We start from the raw sequence: 16,775 nt of genomic DNA, 5'->3' as shown, positions 1-16,775 counted from the left end.
AAACGAGCATGCTCAACACGCTGCGCAAGATCGTCCAGGAAGTAAACGCCGCCAAGGATCTCCGGGCGGCGCTGACGATCATCGTGCAGCGGGTGAAAGAGGCCATGGGCAGCCAGGTCTGCTCGGTCTACCTGCTCGACCCGGAAACCAACCGCTTCGTGCTGATGGCCACCGACGGCCTCAACAAGCGCTCGATCGGCAAGGTCAGCATGGCGCCCAACGAAGGCCTGGTCGGCCTGGTGGGCACGCGCGAAGAGCCGCTCAACCTCGAACACGCCTCCGAGCACCCGCGCTACCGCTACTTCCCGGAAACCGGTGAAGAACGCTACGCCTCCTTCCTCGGCGCACCGATCATCCACCACCGTCGGGTGATGGGCGTTCTGGTCGTGCAGCAGAAGGAGCGCCGCCAGTTTGACGAGGGCGAAGAGGCCTTCCTGGTGACCATGAGCGCGCAGCTCGCCGGCGTTATCGCCCACGCCGAAGCCACCGGTTCGATCCGCGGCCTCGGCAAGCAGGGCAAAGGCATCCAGGAGGCGCGCTTCGTCGGTGTGCCCGGTGCGCCCGGTGCCGCAGTGGGCACCGCGGTGGTGGTGCTGCCACCGGCCGACCTGGAAGTGGTGCCGGACAAGCCGATCGACGACATCACCGCCGAACTCAAGCTGTTCAGCAACGCCCTGGAAGGCGTGCGCGCCGACATGCATCGCCTGTCGGCCAAGCTGGCGACCCAGCTGCGCCCGGAGGAGCGGGCGCTGTTCGACGTCTACCTGATGATGCTCGACGACGCCGCCCTCGGCAGCGAAGTGACCAAGATCATCAAGACCGGGCAATGGGCCCAGGGCGCCCTGCGCCAGGTGGTCAACGAGCACGTCAAACGCTTCGAGCTGATGGACGACTCGTACCTGCGCGAGCGCGCCGCCGACATCCGTGACCTCGGTCGCCGCCTGCTCGCCTACCTGCAGGAAGAGCGCAAACAGAACCTGGTGTACCAGGACAACACCATCCTGGTCAGCGAGGAGCTGTCGCCGGCGATGCTCGGCGAGGTGCCGGAAGGCAAGCTGGTCGGCCTGATCTCGGTGCAGGGCTCGGGCAACTCCCACGTCGCCATCCTCGCGCGGGCCATGGGCATTCCCACGGTCATGGGCGTGGTCGACCTGCCCTACTCCAAGGTCGACGGCATCCAGCTGATCGTCGACGGCTACCACGGCGAAGTCTTCACCAACCCCAGCGAGCTGCTGCGCAAGCAGTACGCCGAAGTGGTCGAGGAAGAGCGCCAGCTGGCCCAGGGCCTCAGCGCCCTGCGCGAGCTGCCCTGCGAGACCCTCGACGGCCACCGCCTGCCCCTGTGGGTCAACACCGGCCTGCTGGCCGACGTGAAGCGCGCGCAGGAGCGCGGCGCCGAAGGCGTCGGCCTGTACCGCACCGAAGTGCCATTCATGAACGGCGAGCGCTTCCCCAGCGAGAAGGAACAGCTGGCCACCTACCGCGAGCAGCTGGCCGCCTTCCACCCGCTGCCGGTGACCATGCGCACCCTGGACATCGGCGGCGACAAGGCGCTGAGCTATTTCCCGATCAAGGAAGACAACCCCTTCCTCGGCTGGCGCGGCATCCGCATCACCCTCGACCACCCGGAGATCTTCCTGGTCCAGGTGCGCGCCATGCTCAAGGCCAGCGAGGGCCTGAACAACCTGCGCATCCTCCTGCCGATGATCTCCGGCGTGCAGGAACTGGAAGAAGCGCTGCACCTGATCCACCGCGCCTGGGGCGAAGTGCGCGACGAAGGCGTCGACGTACCGCTGCCACCCGTTGGCGTGATGATCGAGATTCCCGCAGCGGTCTACCAGGTGCGCGATCTGGCGCGTCAGGTCGACTTCCTCTCCGTCGGCTCGAATGACCTGACGCAGTACCTGCTGGCGGTCGACCGCAACAACCCGCGGGTCGCCGACCTCTACGACTTCCTCCACCCGGCGGTGCTGCACGCACTGCGCCTGGTGATCGAGGGCGCCGCCTTGGAAGGCAAGCCGGTGAGCATCTGCGGCGAGATGGCCGGCGACCCGGCCGCGGCCGTGCTGCTGCTGGCGATGGGCTTCGACAGCCTGTCGATGAACGCCACCAACCTGCCCAAGGTGAAGTGGCTGCTGCGCCAGATCAGCCTGAGCAAAGCGAACGAGATCCTCGCCCAGCTGATGCGCATGGACAATCCGCAGGTCATCCACAGCACCCTGCACCTGGCCCTGCGCAACCTCGGCCTGGGCCGTGTGATCAACCCGGCGGCCACCATCCAGAACTGACCGCCGGCGCCCCGAACAAGGACCGTTCATGCGCGCTTTCCTGCTCTGCCTGGCCCTGACCGCCCTGCCGGTCGGCGCCAGCGAAATCGTCAACGACATCACCGGCCTCAATCCGATCCGCGTCGCGCAGGTTCTCGCGCCCACGCGCCTGGAGCAGATCGTCGACGCAGTACGCCAGCATCCGGGGCCGATCAGCATCGGCGGCGGGCGCTATAGCATGGGCGGGCAGACCGCCAGCGACGGTGCCCTGCAACTGGACATGCGCGACTTCGACGAGGTGCTGGCGTTCTCCGCCGAGCGCCGCGAAATCCGCGTGCAGGCCGGCATCACCTGGCGCAAGATCCTCGAATACATCGACCCCCATGACCTGTCGCCGCAGATCATGCAGTCCTACGCCAACTTCAGCGTCGGCGGTTCGCTGTCGGTCAACGTGCACGGCCGCTACGTCGGCGAGGGTGCCATCGTCGGCTCGGTGCGTGCACTGAAGATGGTGCTGGCCGACGGCCAGGTGGTCGAGGCCAGCCCGACACGGAACGCCGAGCTGTTCTACGGCGCCATCGGCGGCTACGGCGGCCTCGGCGTGATCGTCGAGGCAACCCTGGGCCTGGCCGAGAACAGCCGCCTGCTGCGTGAAAGCCAGGTCATGCCACTGAGCGACTACCGCGCCTGGTTCTACCGCCACGTGGCCGGCGATGACGAACTGGTCATGCACAACGGCTTGCTCTACCCCGGCGACTTCGACACGGTGCGCGCGGTGTCCTACCGGCGCACCGAGCAGCCGCTGACCGAAACCGCACGACTGACGCCGGCCGATCGCAGCTACCGCGTGCAGCAGACCGGCATCCGCCTCACCGCGGCGTCGGCCACCGGCCTCAAGCTGCGCGAGGCGGCCTTCGACCCGCTGCTGTACCGCGCCCATCAGGTGCAATGGCGCAACCACGAGGCCAGCCTCGACGTGCGCGAGCTGGAGCCTATTTCCACCGCGGACTTCAGCTACGTACTGCAGGAATACTTCGTGCCGCCAGCGCAGCTGGAGCACTTCGTCGCCGAACTGGCGCGGCTGACCCACCAGCACCAGGCCAACCTGATCAACGTCTCGATCCGCCACGCCAAGGCCGACCCCGGCACACTGCTGGCCTGGGCACCGCAGGAAGTCTTCGCCCTGGTGCTGTACTACCGCCAGGGCACGAGCGATGTCGAACGCGCCAAAGCCACCGCCTGGACCCGCGACCTGATCGCCGCGGCGCTGGCCTGCGAGGGGCGCTACTACCTGCCGTACCAGATCCACGCCAGCCGCGAACAATTCCTCGCCGCCTACCCACGCGCACCAGCCTACTTCGCCCTCAAGGCTCGCCTCGACCCCACCTACAAGTTTCGCAACCGCCTGTGGGACGCCTACTACCCGGCCGCGCCCTCCGGCAGCAACTTGGCCCGATAGGCATCAGGGGCGATGCCGTACCAGCGGCGGAAGGCGCGGTAGAACGGCGACAGTTCGGCGAAGCCGCAGGCGCGGCAGACATCGCGGATCGCCTGGCCGGCCTGCAACAGCTCATGGGCCCGCGCCTGCTGCACTGCCTCGCGCACCTGGCGCAGGGTGCTGTTCTGCGCGGCCAGGCCACGCTGCAGCGCGGCGGCGCTCAAGCCCAGTTCGCCGGCGCAGGCCTGCAGCGAACAATCGGCCTGGCCCAGGCGCACACCAAGCAGGTAGCGCAGGCGATTGAGCAGGTCGTTCTCCACCAGTTGCGCCAACTGCTCCTCGGCGTGCTGCCAGAGCAGGCGATGCAGACCCGGATTGGCCGTGCGCGACGGGCGCTTGAGCAGCGCCGCGGGAAAGTGCAGCGCGTCGTGAGCGCAGGCGAAGCTCGGCTGCAGGCCGAACAGACGGCGGTGCTCGCCCAGGCGCCGCGGCCGTGGATGGCGGAACGCCAGGGCGACGATATGGAATTCGTCGTCGGTGATGAAGCGCAGCAGCTTGAGGAACAGCAGCGCCAGGCATTCCATCTGCTGGCGCAACGGCGCGAAGGCCTGGTAGTTGAGGTCGAGCACCAGGCGCGCCTGCTCGCCCTCCACTTGCAGCTGGGCGACGAAGCCGCCGGCAAGGATGTGCTGGAAGCGCAGGAAACTACGCAGCGCCTCATCCAGGTCGCGACTGGCCAGCAGCAGGTAACCGACCACGTCGAGCAGGCGTGGCTTCATCACCTCGCCCAGGTGCAGGCCGATGTCCGGGTCACCGGTCAGGCGGTCGGCGGCCAGCCAAAACAGCGGCGCCTCGTCGTGGCTCAGCCGCCCTTCCATCGGCGGTGGCACCAGGCGCCGGTACTGGTTGGTGCCGCGGTAGATCGCCGCCGGGTCGAAGCCCAGCTCGGCCAGCCCCTCGTACAGCAGACGGCGCAGCGTGGCGGAATGGGTCAGGGGCGAGGTCGGCCAGGACTCGCTCGCGAGTGGGTTCATGCAATCTCCTTTTATTGACCGGAGAATTCCAGCCAACTGACCTTTGGTCAATGATCGCCACCCGTCGGCTGTCCAGAATGCGCGTACAAGAACAAGGAGTACACCGATGAAACGCAGCCTGACCCTTCTCGCCGTGGCGATTGCCGCGGTCGCCGCTGGTGCCACCTGGTACGGCCACAGCAAGCAGCCGGTGCGCGATGGCAACCTGAGCCTGGCCAACTTGCAGGCGCCCGTCAGCGTGCGCTACGACGAGCGCGGTGTGCCGCATATCCAGGCGCAGAACGAGGCCGACATGTACCGCGCCCTGGGCTTCGTGCACGCCCAGGACCGCCTGTTCCAGATGGAAATGCTGCGGCGCCTGGCGCGCGGCGAACTGGCCGAGGTGTTCGGCGCCAAGCTGGTCGACACCGACCGCCTGTTCCGCACCCTCGGCATCCGCGAGCATGCCGACCGCTACACCGCCACGCTGGACCGCAACAGCCCGGCGGTGAAAGCCCTGCAGGCCTACCTCGACGGCATCAACCAGTTCCAGGACGGCCGCCCGGCGCCGCTCGAGTTCGACCTGCTCGGCATCAGCAAACGCCCCTTCACCCTCGAAGATACGGTGTCCGTCGCCGGCTACATGGCCTACAGCTTCGCCGCCGCGTTCCGCACCGAGCCGGTGCTGACCCATGTGCGCGACAGCCTCGGCGCCGACTACTTACGCGTGTTCGACCTCGACTGGCACCCCGGCGGCGCGGTCGGCCAGCGTCTTGGCAACGACGACTGGCAGGCGCTGAACAGCCTGGCGCGGCTCAGCCAGCAGGCGCTGGTCGACGCCGGCCTGCCGCAGTTCGAGGGCAGCAATGCCTGGGCCGTCGCCGGCAGCCGTACCGCCAGCGGCAAGCCACTGCTGGCCGGCGACCCGCACATCCGTTTCGCCGCGCCGGCGGTGTGGTACGAGGCGCAGCTCAGCTACCCCGGCTTCGAGCTGTACGGTCATCACCAGGCGCTCAACCCCTATGCGTCCCTCGGGCACAACCGGCAGTTCGCCTGGAGCCTGACCATGTTCCAGAACGACGACCTCGACCTGATCGCCGAGAAGGTCAACCCGGACAATCCCGAGCAGGTACAGATCAACGGCCAGTGGGTCGACCTGCAGCGCCGCGAGGAGACCATCCAGGTCAAGGATGCCGAGCCGGTCAGGCTGAGCCTGCGCCGCTCGCCGCACGGGCCGATCATCAACGACGCGCTGGGCGACCAGGCCGGCGCAACGCCCATCGCCATGTGGTGGGCGTTCCTCGAGACCGAGAACCCGATCCTCGAGGCCTTCTACCAGCTCAACCGCGCCGACAGCCTGGACAAGGCCCGCGCCGCCGCCGAGAAGATCCATGCCCCCGGCCTCAACGTGATCTACGCCAACGCCAGCGGCGATATTGGCTGGTGGGCCGCCGGCAAGCTGCCGCGGCGTCCGGTGGGGGTCAATCCGAGCTTCATCCTCGACGGCAGCAACGGCGAGGCGGACAAGCCCGGCTACCTGCCGTTCACTGCCAACCCACAGGAAGAGAACCCGCCGCGCGGCTACATCATCTCCGCCAACTTCCAGCCGCAGTCCCCCAGCGGCGTGGCGATTCCCGGCTACTACAACCTCGCCGACCGTGGCGAGCGCCTCAACCAGCGCCTGGCGCAGCCCGAGGTGAAGTGGGACCTGCACAACAGCCAGGCGCTGCAGCTGGACGACGGCACCGGCTACGGGCCGCGCCTGCTGGCGCCGATTCTCGCCGACCTGCGCGCCGCGGCGGCAGACGACGGCGAACGCGCCCTGGTCGAGCAACTGGCCAGCTGGGACGGCGCGCACCCGCTGCAGTCTACGGCCGCCACCCTGTTCAACCAGTTGACCTTCGAGCTGGCCAACCAGGCCATGCGCGACGAGCTGGGCGCGGCCTTCTTCGACAGCCTGCTGCAGACCCGCGTGCTCGACAGCGCGTTGCCACGCCTGACCGCCGACGCCAGTTCGCCGTGGTGGGACAGACGCGACAGCGAAGCCGTGGAGACGCGTGCCGAAACGGTGAAGGCTGCGTGGCAGGCCAGCCTCGCCCACCTGCGCCAGACCTTCGGCGCCGACAGCAGCCAATGGACCTGGGGCAAGGGCCACACCCTGACCCACGAGCACCCGCTGGGCGGGCAGAAGCCGCTCGACCGGCTGTTCAACGTTGGCCCGCTCGCTGCACCGGGTGGCCACGAAGTGCCGAACAACCTTTCCCACCGGGTCGGTCCGGCGCCCTGGTCGGTGGTCTACGGCCCTTCGACACGGCGCCTCATCGACCTCGCCGACGGCGCACACGGCCTGGGCATCAATCCGCTGGGCCAGAGCGGTGCTCCCTTCGATGCGCACTACGCCGACCAGGCCGAGGCGTACATCGAAGGCCAGTACCTGCCGATGCATTTCGATGAGGAAGAGGTCCGGGCCAATACCCGCGGAACGCTGCTGCTGACGCCGGCAAAGTAGGCCGGCAGTGGCCGCTTGATGGGCCGTCGGTGGATAAGCCGAGCGTCATCCACCGTTCGCCCCCCAGACAACACCTGAAAAAACAAAGGCCACCCGAAGGTGGCCTTTGTCGTTATTGCGGTGACGGGTGCGGCTTACGCCGGCTTCCAGTTGGACTTCTCGACCTCGCCGGCCGTGGACTCCATGGCTTCCAGGATCGCCCGCTTGCGGCTCTCTTCGGCGCGACGGGCAAAGAACCAGGCGCAGAAGGTGAACAGCGAGACCACCAGCAAAATCAGGCTGGCAACGGCGTTGATCTCCGGCTTCACACCCAGGCGCACGGCGGAGAACACCTCCATCGGCAGGGTGGTGGAGCCGGGGCCGGAAACGAAGCTGGCCAGTACCAGGTCGTCCAGCGACAGGGCGAAGGACATCATGCCGCCAGCCGCCAGCGACGGCGCGATCATCGGGATGGTGATCAGGAAGAACACCTTGAACGGCTTGGCGCCCAGGTCCATCGCGGCTTCCTCGATGGACAGGTCCAGCTCGCGCAGGCGTGCCGACACCACCACCGCCACGTAGGCGGCGCAGAACGTGGTGTGGGCAATCCAGATGGTCACCAGGCCACGCTCGGTGGGCCAGCCGATCAGTTGCGCCATGGCCACGAACAGCAGCAGCAGCGACAGACCGGTGATCACCTCGGGCATCACCAGCGGCGCGGTGACCAGGCCACCGAACAGCGTGCGGCCCTTGAAGCGGGTCACCCGGGTCAGCACGAAGGCCGCCAGGGTGCCCAGCGCCACCGCGGCGATCGCCGTGTAGCAGGCGATCTCCAGCGAGCGCATCACTGCGCCCATCAGCTGACTGTTGTCGAGCAGGCCGGCGTACCACTTCAGCGACCAGCCGCCCCACACCGTCACCAGCTTGGAGGCGTTGAACGAGTAGATGACCATGATCAGCATGGGCAGGTAGATGAACAGCAGCCCGAGCCAGAGCATTACCGTGGAGAAACGAAGGCGGTTCATGCGCGGCCCTCCATCTCTTTGGCCTGGTTACGGTTGAACAGAATGATCGGCACGATCAGCACCGCCAGCATCACCACCGCCAGCGCCGAGGCTACCGGCCAGTCGCGGTTGTTGAAGAACTCCTGCCACAACACCTTGCCGATCATCAGCGTCTCCGGCCCGCCGAGCAGCTCGGGGATGACGAATTCGCCGACCACGGGAATGAACACCAGCATGCTGCCGGCGATGAGGCCGTTCTTGGACAGCGGCACGGTGATCTTCCAGAAGTTGTTGAAGTTGCTCGAGCCCAGGTCGGAAGCGGCTTCCAGCAGGCTGTTGTCGTGTTTCACCAGGTTGGCGAACAGCGGCAGGATCATGAACGGCAGGTACGAATAGACCACGCCGATGTACACCGCGAGGTTGGTGTTGAGGATCTGCAGCGGCTCGTCGATCAGGCCGATGCTCAGCAGCAGGCTGTTGAGCAGGCCGTTGGTGCTGAGGATGCCCATCCAGGCGTAGACGCGGATCAGGATCGCAGTCCAGGTCGGCATCATGATCAGCAGCAGCAGTACGGTCTGCATTTCCTTGCTGGCCCGGGCGATGGCGTAGGCCATCGGGTAGCCGATGAGGATGCACAGCACGGTGCTGATGAAGGCCATCTTCAGCGAGCCGAGGTAAGCCGCCAGGTACAGCTCATCTTCGCTGAGGAAGATGTAGTTGCCGAGGTTGAGCACGATGGACAGCTGGTTTTCCGCCCAGCTGTAGATTTCCGTGTACGGCGGAATGGCCACGTCTGCTTCGGCGAAGCTGATCTTCAGGACGATGAAGAACGGCAGCAGGAAGAACAGGAACAGCCAGAAGAACGGAATGCCGATGACGACGTGGCGCCCCGTTGGCAGGTATCGCTTCAGACGGGAGAGTTTCATGATTGCAGTACCACGCCGCTGTCGTCTTCCCAGTACACCACCACGGCGTCGTCCCAGGTCGGACGCTTGCCGCGGCGCTCGGCGTTGGCGATGAAGCACTGCACGACCTGCCCCGAGGTCAGCTTGACGTAGTACACCGAGTGGCCGCCGAGGTAGGCGATGTCGTGGACGTGGCCGTTGCTCCAGTTGTAGTTGGCGTGCTCATGGTCGGCCGGCAGTTCGGTGGCCATCAGCAGTTTTTCCGGGCGCAGGGCGTAGCTCAGGCGCTTCTCTTCGGCACGGGTACTGATGCCGTGGCCGATGTAGATCGGCTTGTCGAGTTGCGGGCAATCGATCACGGCGTGGTCGATGTCGTCGGTGACCAGGGTGCCCTCGAACAGGTTGACGTTGCCGATGAACTCGCAGACCAGGCGGCTGGCCGGAGTCTCGTAGATGTCCACCGGGCTGCCGATCTGGGCGATCCAGCCGAGGTGCATGATGGCGATGCGCTGGGCCATGGTCATGGCCTCTTCCTGGTCGTGGGTCACCATCACACAGGTCACGCCAACGCGCTCGATGATTTCCACCAGCTCCAGCTGCATCTGCGAACGCAGCTTCTTGTCCAGGGCGCCCATCGGCTCGTCGAGCAGTAGCAGCTTCGGTCGCTTGGCCAGCGAGCGGGCCAGGGCCACGCGCTGACGCTGGCCGCCGGAGAGCTGGTGCGGCTTGCGCTTGGCGTACTGGGTCATGTGCACCAGCTTGAGCATCTCGGCCACGCGCTCGTCGATCTCGCTCTTGGACAGGCGATCCTGCTTGAGGCCGAAGGCAATGTTCTGCGCCACGGTCATGTGCGGGAACAGCGCGTAGGACTGGAACATCATGTTGATCGGCCGCTCGTAGGGCGGCATGTCGGTGATGTCGACACCGTCGAGGAAGATGCGCCCTTCAGTCGGTCGCTCGAAGCCGGCGAGCATGCGCAGCAGGGTGGACTTGCCGGAGCCGGAGCCGCCGAGCAGGGCGAAGATCTCACCCTTGTTGATGGTCAGCGAGACGTCGTCGACGGCGATGGTTTCGTCGAACTTCTTCGTCACGCGATCGATTTTCACCAACACCTCTTTGGGTTGTTGGCTGCCTTCTAGGGCTTTCTTGTAGGCGCTGGACGCAACGGCCATTTTGCAAAACTCCCGGTACGAAATAGGGCCCGGCGGCGAGGCCGGGCAAAGAGGCTCACTTACCCGACTTGACCTTGGTCCAGCTGCGGGTCATCAGGCGCTGCACTTTTGGCGGCAGCTCGGCGGAGATGAACAGATTATCCAGCACTGCCTGTGGAGGGTAAACGGACTCGTCGGTGCGCACGTCCTGGTCCATCAGCTCGCCGGCCTTGGTGTTCGGGTTGGCGTAGCCGACGTAGTCGCTGACCTTGGCGATCACCGCCGGGTCGAGGATGTAGTTGATGAACGCGTGGGCTTCCTTGACGTTCTTCGCGTCAGCCGGAATCGCCAGCATGTCGAACCACAGGTTGCCGCCTTCCTTGGGAATGGCGTAGGCGATCTCGACGCCCTTGCCGGCTTCGTCGGCACGGTCGGCGGCCTGCAGGATGTCGCCGGAGAAGCCGGTGGCCACGCAGATGTCGCCGTTAGCCAGGTCACCGATGTACTTCGAGGAGTGGAAGTAGGTGACGTACGGACGCACGGCCAGCAGCTTGGCTTCGGCCTTCTTGTAGTCCTCGGGGTTGGTGCTGTTCGGGTCGAGGCCCAGGTAGTTGAGCATGGCCGGAATCATTTCGTCGGCCGAGTCGAGGAAGGCCACACCGCAGGTGCTGAGCTTCTTCATGTTTTCCGGCTCGAAGACCATGGCCCAGGAGTCGATCTTGTCGACGCCGAGCACTTCCTTGATCTTCTCGACGTTGTAGCCGATGCCGTTGGTGCCCCACAGGTAGGGGACGGAATACTGGTTGCCGGCGTCGTTGGTTTCCAACAGTTTGAGCAATGCCGGGTCGAGGTTCTGCCAGTTGGGCAGCTGGGCGCGGTCGATCTTCTGGAAGGCACCGGCCTTGATCTGCTTGCCGAGGAAATGGTTGGACGGCACCACGATGTCGTAGCCGGAGCGGCCCGCGAGCAGTTTGCCTTCCAGGGTTTCGTTGGAATCGAAGACGTCGTAGACCGGGTCGATGCCGGTGGCCTGCTTGAAGTCGGCCAGGGTGGTTTCGCCGATGTAGTCGGTCCAGTTGTAGATATGCACTGTCTGTGCAGCCTGCGCGGCACTGGTCAGCCCCAGTGTCACGGTGGCGGCGATCAGGGTTTTGCTGAGGGAAATTCGCACACGTTAGTCCTCATTCTTATTGATCTACTGGCCGCTTCGGCGACCGGGATTGGTGGAAAACTGCGTTGTCCGTTGCCTAAACCTGCATACGACGCCCAGCCGCCCGCGCACGGAGCTGTGTGGGACTCGTGTTGAGCGGTAGACGGTGCAGGAGTTGGAGCATGGTGTCCTCCTGGCAGGTCTCCGGCGGGAGCACCCGCCGGAGGGTGTCGCTGCTGTTATTTGCCGGACTTGATCTTGGTCCAGCTGCGGGTCATGGTGCGTTGCACCTTGGCCGGCAGGTCGGGGAAGGTGTAGATCTTGGCCATCACTTCCTCGTTCGGGTAGATGCCCGGGTCGGTGCGCAGGGCCTCGTCAACCAGCGGGGTGGCCGCCGAGTTGCCGTTGGGGAACTGCACGAAGTTGGTGATTTCAGCCATGATTTCCGGCTTCATCAGGAAGTTGAGGAAGGCGTGAGCGCCTTCGACGTTCTTCGCATCGGCCGGGATGGCGAGCATGTCGAAGAAGCTGCCGGCACCTTCTTTCGGGATGCTGTACAGAATGTTCACGCCATTCTTGGCTTCTTCGGCGCGGGACTTGGACTGGTACAGGTCACCCGAGTAGCCGACGGCCACGCAGATGTTGCCGTTGGCCAGGTCGCCGATGTACTTCGAGGAGTGGAAGTAGCCGGTGGACGAACGAACCGACATGAACAGTTCTTCGGCTTTCTTCAGCTCGGCCGGATCGGTGCTGTCCGGTTTGAAGCCCAGGTAGTTCAGCGCGGCCGGGAGGATCTCGGTCGGCGAGTCGAGGAAGGACACGCCACACTCTTTCAGCTTGGCCATATTCTCCGGCTTGAACACCAGGTCCCAGGAATCCACCGGGGCGTTGTCGCCGAGCACGGCCTTGACCTTGTCGACGTTGTAGCCGATGCCGATGGTGCCCCACATGTAGGGAACCGAGTACAGGTTGCCTGGGTCGCTGGGGTCCAACGCCTTGAGCAGGCCGGTATCGAGGTTTTTCCAGTTCGGCAGCTTGGCGCGATCCAGCTTCTGGAATACGCCCGCCTTGATCTGCTTGGCCAGGAAGGGGTTGGACGGTACGACGATGTCGTAACCGGAGCTGCCCGCCAGCAGTTTGGCTTCCAGCACTTCGTTACTGTCGAAAACGTCGTAGACCACCTTGATGCCGGTTTCCTTCTGGAACTTGTCCAGGGTGTCCGGGGCAATGTAGTCCGACCAGTTGTAAACGTGCAGCACCTTGTCGTCAGCCTGCGCCAGGCCGGTCACAGCGCCCGCCAGGGTCAGGGCGAGCAGTGTTTTACCGAAGGTCTTGATCATGCGGGTAAGCTCCATTTGTCATTGGAAGTATCCGGGGGTCGCGCCGCCTGAGCGGCACACCTCCCGGTGAGCCTGGCCAACGCACCGGCGCAGTCTGGCAAGGTATGGCGTGTCGCTCAAGCCTCAGACCAGTACAGCACGTGCGGTGAGATCGAGGCACTTGCGTGCTTTTTCGATCAGCTCGTCAATCTCGCTTTTGCTGATCACCAGCGGTGGCGCGATGATCATGGTGTCGCCGACGGCGCGCATGATCAGTCCGTTCTCGAAGCAATGGCCGCGGCAGATCATGCCGACGCCCGTTTCGCTCGGGAAACGCTCGCGGGTCTGCTTGTTCTTCGCCAGTTCGATGGCGCCGAGCATGCCCACACCGCGGACTTCGCCCACCAGCGGATGATCCGCCAGTTCACGTAGACGCTTCTGCAAATACGGTGCCGTTTCCGCCTTCACCCGCTCGATGATTTTTTCTTCGCGCAGGATGCGGATGTTTTCCACGCCCACCGCAGCGGCAACCGGGTGCCCGGAATAGGTGAAGCCGTGGTTGAAATCACCACCGGCGTTGATCACCTGAAACACCTTGTCACTGACTACCAGGCCACCCATCGGCACGTAGCCGCTGGTCATGCCCTTGGCGATGGTCATCAGGTCCGGCTTGTTGCCGAAGTGATCGCTGCCGAACCACTCGCCGGTACGACCGAAGCCGCAGATCACTTCATCAGCCACGAACAGGATGTCGTACTTGGCGAGGATCTCGCGCACTTTCGGCCAGTAGGTATCCGGCGGAATGATCACGCCGCCGGCGCCCTGGATCGGCTCGGCGATGAAGGCCGCGACGTTGTCTTCGCCGACTTCGAGGATTTTCTTTTCCAGCTGCTCGGCGGCCCAGATGCCGAACGCGTCGGGGGTCATGTCGCCACCCTCGCCGAACCAGTACGGCTGCGGGATGTGCACGATGCCCGGAATCGGCAGGTCGCCTTGTTCGTGCATGTAGGTCATGCCGCCCAGGCTGGCGCCAGCCACGGTGGAGCCGTGGTAGCCGTTGAGGCGGCTGATGATGACCTTCTTGTTCGGCTGGCCCTTCAGCGCCCAGTAGTGGCGAACCATGCGCAGCATGGTGTCGTTGCCTTCGGAGCCGGAACCGGTGAAGAACACGTGGTTCATGCCGGCCGGGGTCACGTCGGCGATCGCCTTGGCCAACTCCAGCACCGGCGGGTGGGCGGTCTGGAAGAAGGTGTTGTAGAACGGCAGCTCGCGCATCTGCTTGCTGGCCGCCTCGACCAGTTCTTCACGGCCGTAGCCGATGGCCACGCACCACAGGCCAGCCATGCCGTCGAGAATCTTGTTGCCTTCGCTGTCCCACAGGTAGACACCGTCGGCCTTGGTGACAATGCGCGGACCCTTCTCGTGCAGCTGCTGATAATCGCTGAACGGCGCGAGGTGGTGCTCACGGCTCATGGCCTGCCACTCACGGGTTTTCGGGTTGTTCGCTTGGTTGGTCATACTTCACCTCAGGATTAAACCAGGGTGCCGGGCAGGTCTTGCGCCGGCACCCGCCCCAATCAGACGGAAAGCAGCAGGAACTCACGCTCCCAGGAGCTGATCACGCGCTTGTAGTTCTCATGCTCGGCGCGCTTCACCGCGACGTAGCCACGGATGAACTTCTCGCCCAGGTACTTCTCGGCGTCCTTGCAGGCTTCCATCCGCTCCAGCGCGCTCTCGATGGTAACGGGCAGGCGCAGGTTGCGTCGTTCATAACCGCGACCTTTCACCGGCGCGCTGGCCTCGACGCCTTCGACCATGCCCATGTAGCCGCACAGCAGCGTCGCCGCCAGCACCAGGTACGGGTTGGCGTCGGCACCGGCCAGGCGGTTTTCCACACGGCGGTTCTGCGGCGTGGCTTCCGGCACGCGCAGGCCCACGGTGCGGTTCTCCTCGCCCCATTCCACGTTCACCGGCGCCGAGGTGTCGGGCAGGAAACGGCGGAACGAGTTGACGTTGGGCGCGAACAGCGGCAGCAGCTCCGGGATGTACTTCTGCAGGCCACCTATATAAAGCAGGAACAGTTCGCTCATGCCGCCATCATCGTCGGAGAAGATGTTCTTGCCGGTCTTGATGTCGATCACGCTTTGGTGGATGTGCATGGCGCTGCCCGGCTCATCGGTGATCGGCTTGGCCATGAAGGTCGCCGCCACGTCGTGCTTGAGCGCGGCCTCGCGCATGGTGCGCTTGAACACCAGAATCTGGTCGGCCAGGTGCAGGGCGTCGCCGTGACGGAAGTTGATCTCCATCTGCGCCGGGCCTTCTTCGTGGATCAGGGTGTCCAGGTCCAGGCCTTGCAGCTCGCACCAGTCGTACATGTCCTCGAACAGCGGGTCGAACTCGTTGGCCGCGTCGATGGAGAAGGACTGGCGGCCGGTTTCCGGGCGACCGGAGCGGCCGATCGGCGCCTCCAGCGGGAAGTCCGGGTCGCTGTTGCGCTTGGTCAGGTAGAACTCCATCTCGGGCGCGACGATGGCTTGCCAGCCCTTGTCGGCGTAGAGCTTGAGCACGTTCTTGAGGATGTTGCGCGGCGACAGCTCGATCGGGTTGCCCTGCTTGTCGAAGGTGTCGTGGATCACCATTGCAGTGGGCTCGATGGCCCACGGCACGACGAATACCGCGTTCTCGTCGGGACGGCAGAACATGTCGATGTCCGCCTCGTCGAGCAGGTCGTAATAAATGTCGTCCTCGACGTAGTCGCCGGTAACGGTCTGCAGCAGCACACTCTCGGGGAGGCGCATGCCCTTCTCGTCGAGGAACTTGTTGGTCGGCGAAATCTTGCCACGGGCGATGCCGGTAAGATCGCTGATCAAGCATTCTACTTCGGTGATTTTGCGTTCTTTCAGCCAGCTGGTCAGCTGGTCGAGCTTGCTAGTCATAAAGACCTCAGGGTTGGTAGAGCGGCTTCTGCGGACCGGTGAAAGCCTAGCGAAACCTCAACGTTCCGCCTGCCGGTTGCCTCACCTACTCAGCGTTGCCCCGCCCTCTCCCTGCAAGCCTCACCAAAGGCCTGGAAGATGGCGAGATAATTCGGGTTGGATCGTACCTGCCATTCCGGGTGCCATTGCACCCCGAACGCAAAGCGTGGCGCACCTTCGACGGAGAAGGCTTCGATCAACCCGTCAGGCGCCAGTGCTTCTACGCGAAGGCCCGGCGCCAGACGCTGAACGCCCTGGCCATGAATGGAATTGACCAGAAACTCGTCCGGCAAGCCGAGGCCGGAGAGCACACCACCGGGCTGCACATGCACCAGGTGAGCGGGACCGTACTGCACCTCGAGCGGCTGATCTTCCGGCTCGCGGTGGTCCATCATGCCGGGGACTTCATGCACCTTCTGGTGCAGGCTGCCGCCGAACGCCACGTTCATTTCCTGGAAGCCGCGGCAGATGCCGAGCACCGGAATACCGGCGGCCACGGCCTGGCGAATCAGCGGCAGGGTGGTCTGGTCACGCGCGACATCGTGCTGCGTGCCTGGCTCGCTGGCGGGGCCACTATAATGATGGGGTTCGACGTTCGAGGGTGACCCGGTGAAGAGCAGGCCATCGAGGTTGGCCAGCAGGGTCGGCTGGTCGATCAGCTCGGCCAGCGAAGGAATCACCAGCGGGAGACCGCCGGCAGCCACGGCGACGGCGCGGACATATTTGTCGCCGACTATGTGGTACGGATGAGGACCGATCTGCTTGCTGCAGGCGGTGACGCCGATTAACGGCAGGCGCGACATGGAACACCTGTTTTATTGCTGTTATGAGGTTGAGGCCGAGATTAGCCTTGTTCATTTTTTTACACAATAGGGATGTAAAAAATTGAACACAGGCCACTGAGCACCGCGTGGCGCGCGGTCGAGAAGCGCTCGAGAATGCCCTGAAATGCCCTAAAAACGGCCATGACGCTCCATTTGAGGGCAAAAATGGCTGCTATTGACAGCGCAAGGTGTTTAAGATTGACTCACAGTTGTGCGATTGCATGATTGAAATTTTTAACAA

12 protein-coding genes are annotated in these 16,775 nt (G+C 64.5%); 3 read left to right on the top strand and 9 right to left on the bottom strand.

Annotated features, from left to right (window positions below):
• Window positions 1–8: 8 nt before the first annotated feature.
• Both ptsP and IB229_RS10690 read left to right on the top strand, forming a co-directional pair.
• On the top strand, window positions 9–2,288 hold the full coding sequence (gene ptsP / locus IB229_RS10695; RefSeq protein WP_192328183.1) for a phosphoenolpyruvate--protein phosphotransferase: 2,280 nt from the start codon (window positions 9–11) through the stop codon (window positions 2,286–2,288).
• Window positions 2,289–2,316: 28 nt separating this feature from the next.
• The gene (locus IB229_RS10690) at window positions 2,317–3,726 is read left to right on the top strand and encodes an FAD-binding oxidoreductase (RefSeq protein ID WP_192328180.1); all 1,410 of its coding nucleotides are present in this window, start codon (window positions 2,317–2,319) and stop codon (window positions 3,724–3,726) included.
• On the opposite strand, the gene IB229_RS10685 is transcribed toward IB229_RS10690, so the two are convergent.
• The gene (locus IB229_RS10685) at window positions 3,687–4,739 is read right to left on the bottom strand and encodes an AraC family transcriptional regulator (protein ID WP_192328177.1); all 1,053 of its coding nucleotides are present in this window, start codon (window positions 4,737–4,739) and stop codon (window positions 3,687–3,689) included. The genes IB229_RS10690 and IB229_RS10685 overlap by 40 nt on opposite strands.
• Before the next feature lie 106 nt (window positions 4,740–4,845).
• Here IB229_RS10685 and IB229_RS10680 point away from each other — a divergent pair, with 106 nt between their 5' ends.
• Window positions 4,846–7,227, top strand: a complete 2,382-nt coding sequence (locus tag IB229_RS10680; RefSeq protein WP_192328172.1) for a penicillin acylase family protein — start codon at window positions 4,846–4,848, stop codon at window positions 7,225–7,227.
• A 134-nt stretch (window positions 7,228–7,361) separates the two neighbouring features.
• Here the strand turns inward: IB229_RS10680 and IB229_RS10675 are convergent, their stop codons facing one another.
• The 8 genes from IB229_RS10675 to IB229_RS10640 all read right to left on the bottom strand — a co-directional run bounded on the left by IB229_RS10675 (window position 7,362) and on the right by IB229_RS10640 (window position 16,513).
• Window positions 7,362–8,231, bottom strand: coding sequence for an ABC transporter permease subunit (locus IB229_RS10675; RefSeq protein WP_192328169.1), 870 nt, complete (start codon window positions 8,229–8,231; stop codon window positions 7,362–7,364).
• On the bottom strand, window positions 8,228–9,109 hold the full coding sequence (locus tag IB229_RS10670; RefSeq protein ID WP_192329379.1) for an ABC transporter permease subunit: 882 nt from the start codon (window positions 9,107–9,109) through the stop codon (window positions 8,228–8,230). The genes IB229_RS10675 and IB229_RS10670 overlap by 4 nt, the downstream gene beginning before the upstream one ends.
• Window positions 9,110–9,132: 23 nt before the next feature.
• Entirely contained in the window at window positions 9,133–10,287 is a 1,155-nt protein-coding gene (gene potA, locus IB229_RS10665) for a polyamine ABC transporter ATP-binding protein (protein ID WP_192328166.1), read from the bottom strand.
• A 55-nt stretch (window positions 10,288–10,342) separates the two neighbouring features.
• The gene (locus tag IB229_RS10660) at window positions 10,343–11,437 is read right to left on the bottom strand and encodes a polyamine ABC transporter substrate-binding protein (protein ID WP_192328164.1); all 1,095 of its coding nucleotides are present in this window, start codon (window positions 11,435–11,437) and stop codon (window positions 10,343–10,345) included.
• A 218-nt stretch (window positions 11,438–11,655) separates the two neighbouring features.
• On the bottom strand, window positions 11,656–12,756 hold the full coding sequence (locus IB229_RS10655; protein WP_192328161.1) for an extracellular solute-binding protein: 1,101 nt from the start codon (window positions 12,754–12,756) through the stop codon (window positions 11,656–11,658).
• Between the two features lie 123 nt (window positions 12,757–12,879).
• Window positions 12,880–14,253 carry an aspartate aminotransferase family protein gene (locus IB229_RS10650; protein ID WP_192328158.1) on the bottom strand — a complete coding sequence of 458 codons (1,374 nt, stop codon included), beginning with the start codon at window positions 14,251–14,253 and terminating at the stop codon, window positions 12,880–12,882.
• Between the two features lie 59 nt (window positions 14,254–14,312).
• Window positions 14,313–15,671: a glutamine synthetase family protein gene (locus IB229_RS10645; protein WP_192328155.1), complete on the bottom strand. Its 1,359-nt coding sequence runs from the start codon at window positions 15,669–15,671 to the stop codon at window positions 14,313–14,315.
• A gap of 89 nt (window positions 15,672–15,760) precedes the next feature.
• Window positions 15,761–16,513 carry a gamma-glutamyl-gamma-aminobutyrate hydrolase family protein gene (locus IB229_RS10640; protein ID WP_192328153.1) on the bottom strand — a complete coding sequence of 251 codons (753 nt, stop codon included), beginning with the start codon at window positions 16,511–16,513 and terminating at the stop codon, window positions 15,761–15,763.
• Window positions 16,514–16,775: the final 262 nt, after the last annotated feature.

The organism is Pseudomonas sp. PDM14 (assembly GCF_014851905.1).
Lineage (GTDB): Bacteria > Pseudomonadota > Gammaproteobacteria > Pseudomonadales > Pseudomonadaceae > Aquipseudomonas.
This window is presented reverse-complemented; position numbering and strand designations above follow the sequence as displayed.

Coding starts and splice junctions, on each gene's coding strand:
- IB229_RS10655 (WP_192328161.1), bottom strand. CDS start 12,756: ATGATCAAGACCTTCGGTAAAACACTGCTCGCCCTGACCCTGGCGGGC.
- IB229_RS10680 (WP_192328172.1), top strand. CDS start 4,846: ATGAAACGCAGCCTGACCCTTCTCGCCGTGGCGATTGCCGCGGTCGCC.
- ptsP (WP_192328183.1), top strand. CDS start 9: ATGCTCAACACGCTGCGCAAGATCGTCCAGGAAGTAAACGCCGCCAAG.
- IB229_RS10645 (WP_192328155.1), bottom strand. CDS start 15,671: ATGACTAGCAAGCTCGACCAGCTGACCAGCTGGCTGAAAGAACGCAAA.
- potA (WP_192328166.1), bottom strand. CDS start 10,287: ATGGCCGTTGCGTCCAGCGCCTACAAGAAAGCCCTAGAAGGCAGCCAA.
- IB229_RS10685 (WP_192328177.1), bottom strand. CDS start 4,739: ATGAACCCACTCGCGAGCGAGTCCTGGCCGACCTCGCCCCTGACCCAT.
- IB229_RS10650 (WP_192328158.1), bottom strand. CDS start 14,253: ATGACCAACCAAGCGAACAACCCGAAAACCCGTGAGTGGCAGGCCATG.
- IB229_RS10640 (WP_192328153.1), bottom strand. CDS start 16,513: ATGTCGCGCCTGCCGTTAATCGGCGTCACCGCCTGCAGCAAGCAGATC.
- IB229_RS10690 (WP_192328180.1), top strand. CDS start 2,317: ATGCGCGCTTTCCTGCTCTGCCTGGCCCTGACCGCCCTGCCGGTCGGC.
- IB229_RS10675 (WP_192328169.1), bottom strand. CDS start 8,231: ATGAACCGCCTTCGTTTCTCCACGGTAATGCTCTGGCTCGGGCTGCTG.